This is a genomic window from Cyanobium sp. Cruz CV13-4-11 (genome assembly GCF_024346055.1).
Classification (GTDB): domain Bacteria; phylum Cyanobacteriota; class Cyanobacteriia; order PCC-6307; family Cyanobiaceae; genus Cyanobium.
Map to the genome: position 1 here is coordinate 21,300 of NZ_JAGQCH010000016.1, position 13,545 is coordinate 34,844.

Genomic DNA, 13,545 nt, shown 5'->3' on the forward strand with positions numbered 1-13,545 from the left:
CCCCTCGACGCCTGCTCCCGCCATGCATCCCCTGCCGTTGCATCTCGGAGCGGGCAGTGATCTGCGCGCCAGCCTCGAGCAGCTGGGGACCCAGGCAGGCGCCTCCGGGTTCGTGCTGGGGGTGGTGGGCGACCTCTCCCAGGCGGCCTTCCAGTGCCCGGGCCAGGACGAGCCCACCGTGCTTCAGGGTCACCTGGAGATCATCACCCTGCAGGGCACCGTGGCGCCCCAGGGGGTGCACCTGCACCTGAGCCTGTCCGATGGCGAGTGCCAGGTGTGGGGCGGCCACCTCGAACACGGCAGCCTGGTGCTCAGGGGCGCCGACCTGCTGGTGGGCTTCCTGCCCACGGCCGCGCCCCCGGAGCCAGCGGCCGCGGCGGCCGCCCCCGCCCAGCCGCGGGTGGCGATCGCCGTGCGCAGCGGCTGCCCCTTTTCGGCCCGGGCCCTGCGCATGCTGCGCACCCTCGGCATCCCCCACGTGGTGCAGCTGGCCGACGACGAGGACGTCCGTCAGCAGGTCGCTGAACGCAGCGGCCGCGGCTCCATGCCCCAGGTGTTCATCGATGGCCAGCCCATCGGCGGCTACGACGCCCTGGCTGATCTGCACGGCCGCGGCGCCCTCGACCACCTGCGCTGAGGGTGCACCCGCCTAGCGGGTCAGCTCCGGAAACTGCGTCTTCAACCGGGCCACCTTCGGCTGGTCGTGGAACACGACGTAGGGATGGGCGGGGTTGCGGGCGACGAAGTCCTGGTGGTAGGCCTCGGCGGGGGTGAAGCCGCGCCAGTCCTCCACCGTGGTGACGATCGGCCGCGGCAGGGCGCCGGCGCGGTTCAGCTGGGCGATGTAAGCCGTGGCCACCCGGCGCTGCTCCGGGTCGGTGGGGACGATCGCCGAGCGGTACTGGGAGCCCACATCCGGACCCTGGCGGTTCAGCTGGGTGGGGTCGTGGGCGACGGCGAAGAACACCTGCAGTAGCTGGCCGTAGCTCACCCGGGCCGGGTCGTAGGTGATGCGGATGCCCTCGGCGTGGCCGGTGTCGCCGCCACTCACGCGGTCGTAGGCGGCGGTGGCCGGGCTGCCGCCGGTGTAGCCGTTCACCACCTCGGTGACGCCGTTGAGGTGCTCGAACACCGCCTCCATGCCCCAGAAACAACCGCCGGCCAGGACCGCCGTGGCGGGCGGACCGGCCGCCAGGGTGAGCCCGGTGGCGGGATCGGGCAGGCTGGCCGCCGCGGCGCTGGAGGCCCCCAGGCGGGGCAGAAGGCCCGCCGCGATCAGCGGCAATGCCAGCAGGCTGACGGCCAGGGCCGAGAGGGCGCTGGCTGTGGTGAGGCGCGGCGACAGTCGCATTGGCCGAAACGCGGTGGATGGTTGGACTACCGGCCAGGACCCCCAGCGGATTTCCCCGTAAGGTCGATCAGAGCGAAGGAACCTCCATGGCAGCCCGCCTCGCGATCGGCCCGGTGGACGTCAGTCCCGAGGTGCGCGAGTGGGTGGATCGTGAAACGCTGCAGCGCCTGGTGGCCCGCCACCGCCGCGGCGACTGGGGCGTGGTGGATGCCCGCGATGCCCGGGACAACACCATCGCGGCCTACCGCCAGCAGGGTTCGCTGCGCAGCGTCTTCGACCTCGGCCAGGGCCTGCAGGTGTGGATCCTCACCCATGATCTTGGCACCGACCGGCTGCACACCCTGGTGCTGCTGCCGAGTGACGAATAGAGCCTTGATGGATAGGTTGGGCGATCTTCCGTATGCATACCATGCACGACTCGCCAGCCCTGATCAGATGAAACGGGCCTGACTTGTCAGGCTGCTGATGACAATCAGGCTTCACGTCCATCGGCAGGCAGTTCTTGCTAATCGCCTGCGCTGGAGCTTCACCCCCATCCATCCCCGGCGCCAGACCTGGGAAAGCTTGGCTGTTCTCCAGTGCCCCTTATGTACATGATGGCACAGTCTTCATAATTTCTTCCGTCAGCATGTGTTGCCTTGCCTCTGGACGGGGGGTGGGATGCCGTAGATGTGGTCACCAGGTTGTTGGGAGGTGAAGAATTGATCGAGCTTCGGCAGCCCAGGCGTCAGTCTCCGTCCAGGCTTCAGGGTCCGCCGACCCAATCGTCTGAGGTGCTCACTGGCGAGCCAGGCTCGGCGGCGCTGGGGTGGTCTCCGGCCGACGAGCTGGACGCCCTTGAGACCGTCTGGGAAAGCCTCTGTCAGGACGCCACCAGCCCGGGAGCTCCCCTGCAGCTGCCGAGCCTTCCCAGCCCAGGCCTGGCCCGTGGGGGTGCCCAGCGCCCCCTTCGCCAGCGGAATCGCCTCGCCGGCGCCAACGGGCGGCTGGTCTCCTGAGCTTTTCTTCGCTTTTCTCAATTCTTCGTGGTGAAGGAATGTATGGATCTTTCGCCAGGCGCTTAGCGCTGTAACGATCTTGGTTTCTTCGCTCCGAATCGGGTAAGACTCGCGGCTTGACATCGTCGACGGGCAGCCCTTCCGGAGAAAACGATTCTGTCGTGCGTCTGCACCGGTTTCCGCCAGAAGCCGCCAGCTCCCCTGCCCATGGCGATGTTCTTCCCTCTGCCCTTTGCGTTGTTTTTCCCATGGCCCTGGTCCAAGCCCCTTCCCTTGGCATCGAGCGTTTCGCGGATGATCGCAACAAGGAGAACTGGTCGAAGGCATCGCCGCAGGATCGTGATGGCATCATCCGGCTGGTGTATCAGCAGGTGCTGGGCCAGCAGTATGTGATGCAGAACGAGCGCCTTGCCGGTGCCGAATCCCTGTTCAGAAACGGCTATCTCACCGTGCAGGAATTCGTACGCACCCTCGCGAAAAGCGGACTCTATCGCGCCCGTTTCTTCGAATCCTGCAATCCCTACCGCTTCATTGAGCTCAACCACAAGCATCTCCTGGGCCGTGCTCCCCACAACAAGGCCGAGATGCTGCATCACTTCACGATCCTGCAGGAGCAGGGCTACGACGCCGAGATCGATTCCTACATCGACAGCCCCGAGTACCAGGAGCGCTTCGGCTCCGATGTGGTGCCCTACCTCCACGGCTGGGACTATTCCGCCGGCCACCAGGGTCAGCAGTTCTCCTGGCTGATGCAGTTGGCCGGTGGAGCGGCCGCCTCGGTGAAGGGTGACAGCGCCGGCACCCGCTTCAAGCTGGGCAGGGCCCTGCACCAGGACCGGGCGGTGACGGTGTCGGTCAGGCGTCCTCGCTTCAGCGGTGAATCCTTCTTCCAGGCCAACCTGGGCCAGGGGGGCGCCAGCGTGGATGGCCCGGTCCCCCGGAACGGCCAGCCCAGCGATGCCTCCCGTGGCCACCGGGCGGAGGCCCTGGTGGTGTCGGCCGGCGTGCGTGGCACCAGCGGCTCCAGTGGCCGGGTGGCCACCATCACCGCCACCGGGCTGGTGAACAACGCCGTGGTGCGCAGCGGTGCCTACGTGATGCGGGTGCCCTACAGCCGCATGAATGAGGCCCTGCAGCGGGTGCAGCGTCTCGGTGGCCGGGTGGTGCGCGTCAGCGTCAACTGAGTCAGCGCCCGGGGGGGTCAGGGCCGCAGGTCCACCCCCCTCCGGGCCAGAAGCTGGCGGCAGGCCATCAGGGCCGAAAGGCTCACCCCGGCGGTGCCTTCGCCGGGGTGGATGGCATCGCCGCAGAGCCACAGGCCCGGCATGGGGGTGCGGCTGGCCAGGCCGAAGGGGCCGAAGCGGCTGGGGTGCTGGCCCAGGCCGCCCACGTAGCCCCAGGGCCGGCCGGTCCAGCCGGCAAAGCCCCGGGGGGTGGCCAGCTCCCCGTGCAGCCAGTTGGCGGGCCCCACCCCCAGCAACGGCTCCAGGCCGACCTGGATCGCGGCCATCGCCCGCTGCTTGCGGGCCTGATAGGCGGCCTCCTCCATGCCGAACCAGGGACGGGCCGGGGTGAACAGGCTGGCGATCACCGTGGCCCGCCCGGCGGGAGCCCGGCCATCCCCCTCCTGGCTCACCGAGACGAACAGGGAGCCCGGTTCTTTGGCCGCCAGCTGCAGATGGCTGGGGCACCCCGGCGGCAGCTTGTGCCGTTCGACGGCCCCGTAGAACACCTGGGCCCCGCTGGGTTCGTGCAGGGTCTCGAGGCGGCGGCGATAGCCGGCCGGCAGGGCGGCCCCCAGCAGGGCCGGCAGGGTCTGGGGGGGCAGGCTGACCACCACCTCGTCGGCCGCCAGGGTGAAGTTCGCCTCCGGGGCACCGGAGTCGCCGGTGCGAGCCGTCAGGCGCCGGCCCTTGATCTGCCAGTGCTCGCCCGGCCGGCCAGGCGGCTCCAGCCGATCGACGCGGTGCCGCAGCCGCAAGCGACCGCCCTGCTGTGCCAGGGCCTGCTCGAGGCTGTCGCTGAGGGACTGCATCGAGCCCTCCAGGTGCCAGAGCCCCAGCGGTTCCTGCACCATCGCCAGCACGGTGGCCCCGTACAGCGCGGCCGTGCGATCGGCGGGCTCCTGGGAATAGAGCTTCAGTTGCAGGTCGAGGAAGCGCCGTAATCGGCCATCGGCGGCGCAGCCTGTGATGCGCTGCAGGTCGGCCACCGTGGCGGTGGTGAGCAGGCCGCTGGCCAGCGTGCCTGGCCCCACCGCCCCCAGCAGCTGACCCAGATCCCACCAGGAGCGGGGCGGCAGCACCGGATCCTGCGAGGCGAAAGCCCAGTTGGCCCGGTGGACGGCATCGCAGAGGGCCCAGAAGCGGCCACTGCCGGGGAACTGCCTCAGCCGTTCCTGGCGCCAGCGCTCCGGGTCGCGCCAGATCGATACCGGTGGACGGCCATCGCCCAGATCCACCACGCAGCCGGGGTCCAGCGGCACGGCCGCCGGCTGTTCCACCCCCAGATGGTGGAACAGCCGCGCGTGGATGCCGGCGGGGTGGCCCGCACCCCCTGCCTCCAGCCCCGCCACCTGGGTGGCCCCCACGTCGAACACGTAGGGCCCGCGACGGAAGGTGCCGGCACAGCCGCCGCTCTGGCGATGGGCTTCGAGCAGCTCCACCTGGAGTCCTTGCTTCGCCAGCAGTGCGGCCGCCGTCAGGCCGGCGATGCCGGCGCCCACCACCACCACATCCGCCCTGGGCCTGTCGCTGGGGTTCAACGCTGTCGAACAGCTGCAATCTGGATGGTGGCAGGGCCGGCGCTGCAGGCGTGGATGGGGCCTGGCAGGCAGGCACTTGAGGGATTCCACGGGCGCTCTGCGAGGCTCCCTTCATGCCGCGGACAGAGGCCATGGTCGCCGCCGATAACCTTGCCTCCTGGGTGAACGAGCGACTGGGGGTCGAGCTCGTGGATCGGCGTCCCCTGGCAGGCGGCTGCATCCACAGCTCCTGGCGTCTGGAACTGGCCGATGGCCGCCGGCTGTTCGCCAAGACCAACGGGGCCGACTCGTTGCCGCTCCTGGAAACCGAAGCCGAGGGTCTCCAGGCCCTAGCGGTGGCGGCCGGCGGGGCGGGGCCGCTCGTGCCCGTTCCCCTGGCCTGCGGCGTGGCGGGAGCCTCGTCCGTGCTGGTGCTCCCCTGGCTCGATCTGGAGAGCGGCCGATCCGCTGCCCATGGGCCGCAGTGGCGCCGCCTGGGGGCCGCCCTGGCGGGCCTGCACCGGCACAGCCTCACGCTCCCCTGCACGGCGGAGGATCGGGTCGGGACGGCCTTCGGCTGGCCCCGCGACAACGTCATCGGGGCCTTTCCCCAGCGCAACGGCTGGGAGGGGATCTGGGGGCGGTTCTTCGTGGAGCGGCGCCTGGCCCCCCAGCTGGAGCACTTGGCCCGCAGCGGTACCCCCCTGCGGCAGGCCCAATCGCTGTTGGAGCGCGCCGGTCAGTGGCTGCACAACCACCATCCCGATCCCTGCCTGGTGCACGGTGATCTCTGGAGCGGCAACGCCGCCATCACCACCAGCGGCCAGGGGGCGATCTTCGATCCGGCGGTCTACCGGGGTGACCGGGAGGTGGACCTGGCCATGGCGCGGCTGTTCGGTGGCTTTCCGGAGGCGTTCTTCGCTGGCTATGAAGCGGCCTGGCCCTTGCCGTCAGGCCACCGCTTCCGCCGCGATCTGTACAACCTCTATCACCTGCTCAACCACGCCAACCTCTTCGGCGGCAGCTACCTGGGCCAATCCCAGGCCCGCATCGATGCCCTCCTGGCCCCAGGGGCGGACCGGGAGAGGGGGTGATGCTGCTGGGGCGTCAGCTCAGGTATTCCTTGCGCAGGGTCTGGATTTTTGCCATCACGGACGAGCGCTTCTCACCCGTGGTGAGGTTGTGCCAGCTCCAGTTGCCCACCACCACGAGTCCGAGCAGCTCCAGCAGGCCCGGCACGATCGGCAGCAGGTTGATGGTGTCCAGCACGCCCTTGATCAGGATCTGGGCCACGATCACGGCCAGCAGCACGCCGGAGGCTTTGCCGATGCGGCCCACCTGGCTCCAGTCCACCTTGTCGAGGGTTTCGTTGACCTTGCCGATCACCTCGCTGTAGCGCTCAGTGAAATCCACCTCGGCGGCGCTGCTGGGGGTGGTGTCGTCCTGGGTGGTCTCCTTCACCTCGGTCGTGCTGTCGATCATGGAAGGAGAGGTCCCCTGACGGAATGATGCATAACGTACCGGTGTGAACCAACAGACGCCAGCGGAACTTGGCATCGGTCGTCAGGCGCTGACGCTGCTGGAAGCCGTCCTGGAGGCGGCCGCCCCCGACGAGGGCTGTGCCCTGCTGCTAGGAAGCCGGGATCCCTGGTGCGTCCGGCGCGTCTGGCCCTGCCTCAACGTCTGGGAGCCTGCCGCCGAGCGCCGCCGCCGCTTCGCCCTCGATCCGCGCGAGCAGTTGCTGGCCCAGAAGTGGGCCCGCTCCCAGGGGCTGACGGTGCTGGGATCCGCCCACAGCCATCCGCTCTCAGAGCCCGTGCCTTCGGCACTGGATCGCTCGCTGGCCTTCGCTCCTACGTTGATGCTCATCCTGGGCCAGGCCGATGGCCCCGCCCCGTCGGCGGCCACCGAGGTGGAGCCCCGTTCCCTGGCCTGCTGGTGGTTGCCGGAGCAGGGCGGCCCGCGGCGGTTGGCGTGGAGAATGGTCGATTAGTGCGTCGTGGGTCTCCACCGCCATGCTTCCTCCCGACACCAGCGCCGTCCAGCTCAGCCCCGATGAGGTGGTGCGCTTCTCCCGCCACCTGATCCTGCCGGAGATCGGCATGGAGGGGCAGAAGCGGCTCAAGGCGGCCTCGGTGCTCTGCGTCGGCACCGGCGGACTCGGGTCGCCCCTGCTGCTGTATCTGGCCGCCGCGGGTGTGGGCCGGCTCGGCATCGTCGATTTCGACGTGGTGGACCACAGCAACCTGCAGCGCCAGGTGATCCATGGCACCAGCTGGGTGGGCAAGCCCAAGATCGAATCGGCCAAAGCCCGGATCCACGAGATCAATCCCCACTGCCAGGTGGATCTCTACGAAACGGCCCTCACCAGCGAGAACGCCCTCGAGATCATTGCCGGCTACGACATCGTCTGCGACGGCACCGACAATTTCCCCACCCGCTACCTGGTCAACGACGCCTGCGTGCTGCTGGGCAAGCCGAACGTCTACGGCTCCATCTTCCGCTTCGAGGGCCAGGCCACGGTCTTCAACTTCGAGGGGGGCCCCAACTACCGGGATCTCTTCCCCGAACCGCCGCCGCCGGGGATGGTTCCCTCTTGCGCCGAAGGGGGTGTGGTGGGGGTGCTGCCCGGAATCATCGGCGTGATCCAGGCCACCGAAACGGTCAAGCTGATCACCGGCATCGGCACCAGCCTCAGCGGCCGCCTGCTGCTCTTCGATGCCCTCAAGATGAGCTTCCGGGAGCTGAAGCTGCGCCCCAATCCGGAGCGCCCCGTGATCGAGGCGCTGATCGATTACCAGGAGTTCTGCGGCGTGGGCGGTTCGGCCCCCGGCCAGGAGGAGGCGGGCAGCGTGGCCACCATCACTGTGTCCGAACTCAAGACCCTGCTCGACGGCCCGCACGACGATCTGCTCCTGCTCGACGTGCGCAATCCACCGGAAGCCGAGATCGCGGTGATCCCCGGCGCCGTGCTGGTGCCCCTTGATCGCATCGAGAGCGGCGAGGCGATCGAGGAGGTGCGCCGCCTGGCCAACGGCAAGCGGCTCTATGTCCACTGCAAGCTCGGCGGCCGTTCCGCCAAGGCCCTGATCGCCCTCGGCCGCCACGGCATCGAGGGGGTGAACGTGCAGGGTGGCATCGACGCCTGGAGCCAGGAGGTGGATCCTGACGTCCCTCGCTACTGAGCCCCTCACCCCGGCCAGAAGGCGCTGGCTGGAGCGGCGGCGTCAGGAAGCCCGGCGCCTGATCGCCCTCGAGAAGCGCTTCGTGCCGCTGCTGCTCTCGGCCCTGCTGCCGATCCTGGTGATGCCCATCACGGCGACGCGGGGCTGGCCGGCCAACCTTCTCCTGGCCCTGGTTTTCAATCTGCTGATCCTGCAGTCGATCCTCACCCTGCCGGTGATCGCCGGGGTGTCCTACGCCCGGCTGCGCCAGGAGATCTTCCGCTGGGTCGGGATGGTGGGCGGCCTTGGGCTCTGGGTGCCGGTGCTCATGGGCACCTGGCCCGGCGGTGTGTTCCGCGCCGTGGAGATGGTGCTGCTGAGCCTGTTCTTCCTGGCCACCTCCATGCGGCTGGTGCGCCTGCTGGCCAGGGTGCCCCGGGTCAATGTGCAGGTGATGGCCGGCGCCGCCGCGGGCTACCTGCATCTGGGCCTCACCGGCGGGGTGCTCGCCACGGCCACCCAGGTGCTCGTGCCCGGCAGCTTCAGCCTCGGGGCGGCCGCCAGCAACCAGTTGCTGCTCGACCGGCTCACTTACTTCAGCTTCGTGACCATCGCCGGCGTCGGCTATGGCGATGTGCTGCCGGCCAATGCCGTGGGGGAGCGCTTCGTGATCCTCCTCAGTGTCGCCAGCACCCTCTACGTGGCCCTGCTGGTGGGCCTGCTGCTGGGGCGCTTCATCGCCTCGGAGGAGGTGGAGATGCTTGAGGACGACGCCCTCGGCCTCGATCAGGTGGATGGATCCGGGCAGCCCTGATCGGCAGCCCCCTGAGCGGCAGGTTCAGTAGTCGACGCCGCGTTTGAGATCCACGCCCCGCTCGGCGTAGTGCTTGTGGCACACCATCTCGGAGTGGACGCTGGCCAGATCGAAGTAGGCCGGCCGGCTCTTGCAGCGCCCCGTGATGATCACTTCGGTCTCGGTGGGCTTGCGCAGCAGGGTCTGGACGATCGGCTCCACCGGCAGCAGTTCCAGATCCACGGTGGGGTTGAGTTCGTCGAGGATCACGGTCTTGTAGAGGCCGCTGGCGATCGCGGCCCGGGCGATCTCCCAGGCCCGTTCCGCCTCCACGTAATCGATCGGCTGCTGCTGGCCGCGCCAGACGATGGCGTCGCGGCCCGAGCGCAGGTGATCCACCAGATGGGGGTAGCTCTCCCGCAGGGCGGCGATGGCCGCGTCCTCGGTGTAGCCCGCCCCGCCCTTGAGCCACTGCAGGATCAGCACCCGGTGGCTCTTGTCCTGGCTGATGCCCCGGCCGATGGCCTGCAGGCCCTTGCCCAGGGCGCTGGTGGATTTTCCCTTGCCCTCTCCGGTATAGATCTCCAGGCCTTCAAGCCCCTGCTGGGGCCCGCTGTGGGCCCGCATCTCCGAGTGCAGGTCGGCGAGCTGCACCAGCTGCCGCGGGGCGCCCCGGCCGGTGCAGATCATTTCCATGCCCGCCGGCTTGGTGGCCAGGGTCCGCACCACCTCCTCGGTGTCGAGCAGGCCCAGGTTGAGCACGGGGTTGAGTTCGTCGAGCACCACCACCGAATAGAGGTTGCTGGCAATCGCCCCTTTAGCGATGTCCCAGCCCCGCTGGGCTTCCTGGTGGTCGAAGCGGGTGGCTTCCGCGGCGCTGAAGTAATCACCCCGGCCGGTGCGCACCTGGTCGATCAGGTGGGGAAAGCCCTGCTGCAGGGCTTCGATGGCGCTGTCTTCGTCGTAGGCGCGGCCGGGACCCTTGAGGAACCGCAGCAGCAGCACCCGGGTGCGCTTCTGCTCGCAGATGCCCAGCCCGATGGTGCGCAGCACCACCCCCAGGGCCGCCTGGCTCTTGCCCTTGCCTTCCCCGTCGTAGACGTGCAGCTGGCCATGGGCGCGCTCGTCGCTGCCGGCGGCCGTACGGATGCCGATGCCCCGCCCGGTGCCGCGCTGGGGGGTCTGGGTGCTGCGGGCGGCGGGGGGCATGGGTGGGGGGTGCTGATCCGGATGCTACCCAGCCTTGCCAGGATCTACGCCATGCCCAACCCCGGTCGCCTCCACCTGCTCGAAGCCCTGCCCGCCCCCCTGGAGCGGGGACTGGAGGCGCTCTGCCGGCAGCTCGACGCCTTCCCGCAGGTGGTGGTGGCCTACTCCGGCGGCGTCGACAGCGCCCTGGTGGCTGCCCTGGCCGGCGACCGGCTGGGGGAGAGGGCCCTGGCGATCACCGGTGTTTCACCGGCCCTGGCGCCCCACCTGCGCCGGGAGGCCAGCGACCAGGCCCGCTGGCTGGGCCTGCGCCACCGTGAGCTGCCCACCGCAGAGCTGGCGGACCCCAGCTACACCAGCAACCCGGAGGACCGCTGCTATGCCTGCAAGCGGGAGTTGCATCGTCTGCTGGCCCCGATCGCCGCCGCCGCCGAGGGGGCCCAGGTGCTGGACGGGGTCAACCTCGACGACCTGGGCGATCACCGGCCCGGCATCCGTGCCGCCCGCGAATTCGGTGTGCGCTCGCCCCTGGCCGAGGTCGGCATCGACAAGGCGGGGGTGCGCCAACTGTCCCGGGCCCTGGGCCTGCCCTGGTGGGACAAGCCGGCCCAGCCCTGCCTGGCTTCCCGTTTCCCCTACGGCGAGCCGATTGACGCTCCCCGGCTGGCCCGGGTGGCCGCGGCCGAGGACTGGTTGCGTCAGCGTGGATTCCCCGAACTGCGGGTCCGCAGCCAGGGGGAGACGGCGCGCATTGAAATCCCCGCCGCCGGTTTACCGGCGGCGCTGGAGTGTCTGGCGCAGGGTGAGCTGCGCCCCCAGCTGGTGGAGGCCTTCAGGGCCCTTGGTTTCACCGCCGTGGCCCTGGATCTGGAGGGGCTGGTGAGCGGCAAGCTGAATCGCTCCCTGGGGGGGCGCCGGGACTGACCGACACTCCCCCGGTTGTGCCCTGCCCCGCGCTCAGGCGCTGGCCAGGAGGGGTTCCCTCTGGCTGTCGATCAGGGCCTCGGGCGTCTCGCGGCGGAAGCTGGTGAGCTTGTGCCGGCCGGAGCCCAGCTCCTCCCACAGGACCTGACAGGCCTTCTCGGGCATGGTGTGGTCACCGCAGGTGAACACATCCACGGCCGCATAGCCCGATTCGGGCCAGGTGTGGATGGAGATGTGGGACTCCGCCAGCAACGCCAGGCCCGTGACGCCCTGGGGTTCGAAGCGGTGGGTGATCAGGTTGAGCAGGGTGGCACCAGCGCGTTTGGCTGCTGTCGTGATGGTGTCCCTGAGGAAAGCTTCGTCGTCGAGCCTTGCGCAATCGCAGTCGTAGAGCTCGAGGATGCAGTGTTTCCCTACCGCGTCGGTGGTGTCGCCTGGGGGGGAGACGGGGCGTGCAATGGCGTGGATGGGGGAGGCGGCGGGCTTCCATCCCGGGTTGGGATGCAGGCTGGAAAGGGTTTGGTTCATCGAATCCGATCAAACAGGTCTCACCATACGTGCCAGAAGCGCTTTGCAGTGATTCGTCAGGTCGCCTGCGGCGACAGGGAGATCGGGCCTCAGGCCACCAGGGCGCCGCTGCGCAGTTCCACCACCTGGCTCCGGGCCCGCCAGCCGCTGCTGAAGGCCTCCAGATGGGTGGCGCTCACCAGGCACTGGTGGCCGTCACCCACCGCCTCCAGCAGCAGCTGCTGGCGCCCCGGGTCAAGCTCGGCCAGCACATCGTCGAGCAGCAGCAGCGGCGGCTGACCCACCACCTGGCCCACCAGGTCCAGCTCCCCCAGCTTCAGGGCCAGCACCAGGGTGCGCTGCTGGCCGGCGGAGCCATAGCGCCGTGCGGCCTGGCCGCCGATCAGCAGCGCCACCTCGTCCCGGTGCGGACCCACCTGGCACTGGCCCAGCCGTTCCTCCTCGGGCCGCTGCTGGCGCAGCTGTTCCGCCAGGGCCTGGCGCCAGGGTCCCTCCTCGTCGCTGGCGCCGTCCACCAGGGTGCCGCTGATGTAGTCGAGTTGGAGCGGTTCGGCGGCCCCGCCGATGCGCTGCTGCCAGGCCACCGCCAGCGGCTCCAGGCGCCGCAGGGCCCGCTGGCGCCGGCGGTGCAGGCGGGCGCCGACCAGGGCCATCTGCTCATCGAAGGCGTCCAGCAGCTCCTGCCGCTGACCGGCCGCCAGGCCCCGGCGCAGCAGCTGGCTGCGCTGCCGCAGCAGCCGGCCGTAGCGGCTCAGCAGGGCGCCATAGACGGGTTCGAGCTGCAGCACCACCCGGTCGAGCCACTGGCGCCGCAGGGCGGGCTCCCCTCGCACCAGATCGAGATCGAGGGCGCTGAAGCCGACGCAGCGCAGGGGGCCGATCAGGTCGTGCTGCCGCTCCAGCCGTTTGCCGTTGCGGAACGCCTGGCGGCCGCCACTGCGGCGCAGCTCCAGCTGCAGGCTGTCGGTCTCGTCGGTGAGGGCCGCCAGGCGACAGGAGGCGTGGCCGTGGCCGATCAGGTCCCGGTCGAGGCTGCAGCGGTGCGAACGCAGGCTGGTGAGCAGTTCCACGCCTTCCAGCAGGTTCGACTTGCCCTGGCCATTGCTGCCGATCACGAGCAGCCGAGGCGCCTCCAACGTCAGCTGCAGGCCGTCGATGTTGCGGAAATGCCGGAGGTCCAGGCGGTGCAGCCGGATGGTTCTGGGGCGGTCAGCCGCTAAGGTACCGCCATCGGAGGGAAAGGGTCCTGTGGATCCCCACCGCCGTGGCAGGGCATGTAGCTCAGTTGGATAGAGCGTCAGATTCCGGTTCTGAATGTCGGGGGTTCGAGTCCCTCCATGCTCGTCAGCCCCGTCCCGTTCACCCTTCGGCGTGGTTCCTCAGGTCGAGGCCCATGGCCCGGATGCCGCCGGGATCCACCACGAACCCCGCCCGGGAGAGGGCTTTGAGGGCCTCGGGTGGGGCCGACAGGGAGATGCTGCAGCCGCTCAGTTCCCGCCGCAGGCGGGCCAGGGCGGCCTGAACCAGGGCCCCGATCACCTCGTCCCGGCAGGGGTCGGCCGGATCGGCCACCAGGTCCCAGAGGTTGGCATTGAGGGCCAGATCGCTGGTGGCGCGCACGAAACCCACCAGCTGCCCGCCCGGGTCAAGCACCACCAGATGCCAGGCGCTGCGGGCCAGCACCCGCTGCCAGCGGTCCGGGCTGCGGGGGGAATCGCCGCAGGCCTCGAGCAGACGGTTCAGGCCGGCCGGTTCGGGGGCGTGCTGATGGAGCAGGGCGTAACCCTCCCGCAGGCGTGGGGTCGAAGGCTGGCTGCGGAAGGGGATCAACAGAG

General features: G+C 69.7%; 15 protein-coding genes and 1 tRNA gene. 9 read left to right on the forward strand and 7 right to left on the reverse strand.

The window, feature by feature from the left end; genetic code table 11:
• The first annotated feature begins 22 nt into the window (after window positions 1-22).
• Window positions 23-637 carry a PCC domain-containing protein gene (locus KBZ12_RS12355; RefSeq protein WP_254958284.1) on the forward strand — a complete coding sequence of 205 codons (615 nt, stop codon included), beginning with the start codon at window positions 23-25 and terminating at the stop codon, window positions 635-637.
• Window positions 638-649: 12 nt separating this feature from the next.
• Here the strand turns inward: KBZ12_RS12355 and msrA are convergent, their stop codons facing one another.
• Window positions 650-1,351 carry a peptide-methionine (S)-S-oxide reductase MsrA gene (gene msrA, locus KBZ12_RS12360; protein WP_254958285.1) on the reverse strand — a complete coding sequence of 234 codons (702 nt, stop codon included), beginning with the start codon at window positions 1,349-1,351 and terminating at the stop codon, window positions 650-652.
• Between the two features lie 86 nt (window positions 1,352-1,437).
• Between msrA and KBZ12_RS12365 the strand changes: the two genes are divergently transcribed.
• Entirely contained in the window at window positions 1,438-1,719 is a 282-nt protein-coding gene (locus tag KBZ12_RS12365; RefSeq protein WP_216910622.1) for a hypothetical protein, read from the forward strand.
• Window positions 1,720-2,597: 878 nt separating this feature from the next.
• A complete protein-coding gene (locus KBZ12_RS12370; RefSeq protein WP_254958286.1) occupies window positions 2,598-3,533 on the forward strand; it encodes a phycobilisome rod-core linker polypeptide in 936 nt (311 codons plus the stop codon).
• 17 nt (window positions 3,534-3,550) lie between these two features.
• On the opposite strand, the gene crtD is transcribed toward KBZ12_RS12370, so the two are convergent.
• Window positions 3,551-5,113, reverse strand: a complete 1,563-nt coding sequence (gene crtD, locus KBZ12_RS12375) for a C-3',4' desaturase CrtD (RefSeq protein WP_254958287.1) — start codon at window positions 5,111-5,113, stop codon at window positions 3,551-3,553.
• 131 nt (window positions 5,114-5,244) lie between these two features.
• Here crtD and KBZ12_RS12380 point away from each other — a divergent pair, with 131 nt between their 5' ends.
• A complete protein-coding gene (locus KBZ12_RS12380) occupies window positions 5,245-6,186 on the forward strand; it encodes a fructosamine kinase family protein (protein ID WP_254958288.1) in 942 nt (313 codons plus the stop codon).
• A gap of 13 nt (window positions 6,187-6,199) precedes the next feature.
• Here KBZ12_RS12380 and KBZ12_RS12385 read toward each other — a convergent pair whose 3' ends face one another.
• Entirely contained in the window at window positions 6,200-6,574 is a 375-nt protein-coding gene (locus KBZ12_RS12385) for a CAAD domain-containing protein (RefSeq protein ID WP_254958289.1), read from the reverse strand.
• A gap of 43 nt (window positions 6,575-6,617) precedes the next feature.
• On the opposite strand from KBZ12_RS12385, the gene KBZ12_RS12390 reads away from it, so the two are divergent.
• The 3 genes from KBZ12_RS12390 to KBZ12_RS18545 are packed head-to-tail and all read left to right on the forward strand — an operon-like array spanning window position 6,618 to window position 9,070.
• Window positions 6,618-7,085, forward strand: a complete 468-nt coding sequence (locus KBZ12_RS12390) for a M67 family metallopeptidase (protein WP_254958290.1) — start codon at window positions 6,618-6,620, stop codon at window positions 7,083-7,085.
• A gap of 22 nt (window positions 7,086-7,107) precedes the next feature.
• Complete coding sequence (gene moeB / locus KBZ12_RS12395; protein WP_254958291.1) at window positions 7,108-8,277, forward strand: molybdopterin-synthase adenylyltransferase MoeB; 1,170 nt, start codon at window positions 7,108-7,110, stop codon at window positions 8,275-8,277.
• Window positions 8,225-9,070, forward strand: a complete 846-nt coding sequence (locus KBZ12_RS18545; RefSeq protein WP_254958292.1) for an ion channel — start codon at window positions 8,225-8,227, stop codon at window positions 9,068-9,070. Before moeB ends, KBZ12_RS18545 begins: the two co-directional genes overlap by 53 nt.
• A gap of 24 nt (window positions 9,071-9,094) precedes the next feature.
• Here the strand turns inward: KBZ12_RS18545 and KBZ12_RS12405 are convergent, their stop codons facing one another.
• Window positions 9,095-10,258, reverse strand: a complete 1,164-nt coding sequence (locus KBZ12_RS12405) for a cob(I)yrinic acid a,c-diamide adenosyltransferase (protein ID WP_254958293.1) — start codon at window positions 10,256-10,258, stop codon at window positions 9,095-9,097.
• 51 nt (window positions 10,259-10,309) lie between these two features.
• Here KBZ12_RS12405 and larE point away from each other — a divergent pair, with 51 nt between their 5' ends.
• Window positions 10,310-11,182, forward strand: a complete 873-nt coding sequence (larE, locus tag KBZ12_RS12410; RefSeq protein ID WP_254958294.1) for an ATP-dependent sacrificial sulfur transferase LarE — start codon at window positions 10,310-10,312, stop codon at window positions 11,180-11,182.
• A gap of 33 nt (window positions 11,183-11,215) precedes the next feature.
• Here the strand turns inward: larE and speD are convergent, their stop codons facing one another.
• Window positions 11,216-11,710, reverse strand: coding sequence for an adenosylmethionine decarboxylase (gene speD / locus KBZ12_RS12415; protein ID WP_254958295.1), 495 nt, complete (start codon window positions 11,708-11,710; stop codon window positions 11,216-11,218).
• Between the two features lie 89 nt (window positions 11,711-11,799).
• Window positions 11,800-12,891, reverse strand: a complete 1,092-nt coding sequence (recF, locus tag KBZ12_RS12420) for a DNA replication/repair protein RecF (protein ID WP_254958354.1) — start codon at window positions 12,889-12,891, stop codon at window positions 11,800-11,802.
• Window positions 12,892-12,980: 89 nt separating this feature from the next.
• On the opposite strand from recF, the gene KBZ12_RS12425 reads away from it, so the two are divergent.
• Window positions 12,981-13,054 (forward strand) — tRNA-Arg (locus tag KBZ12_RS12425).
• 15 nt (window positions 13,055-13,069) lie between these two features.
• Here the strand turns inward: KBZ12_RS12425 and KBZ12_RS12430 are convergent.
• The gene (locus KBZ12_RS12430; RefSeq protein ID WP_254958296.1) at window positions 13,070-13,540 is read right to left on the reverse strand and encodes a GNAT family N-acetyltransferase; all 471 of its coding nucleotides are present in this window, start codon (window positions 13,538-13,540) and stop codon (window positions 13,070-13,072) included.
• Window positions 13,541-13,545: the final 5 nt, after the last annotated feature.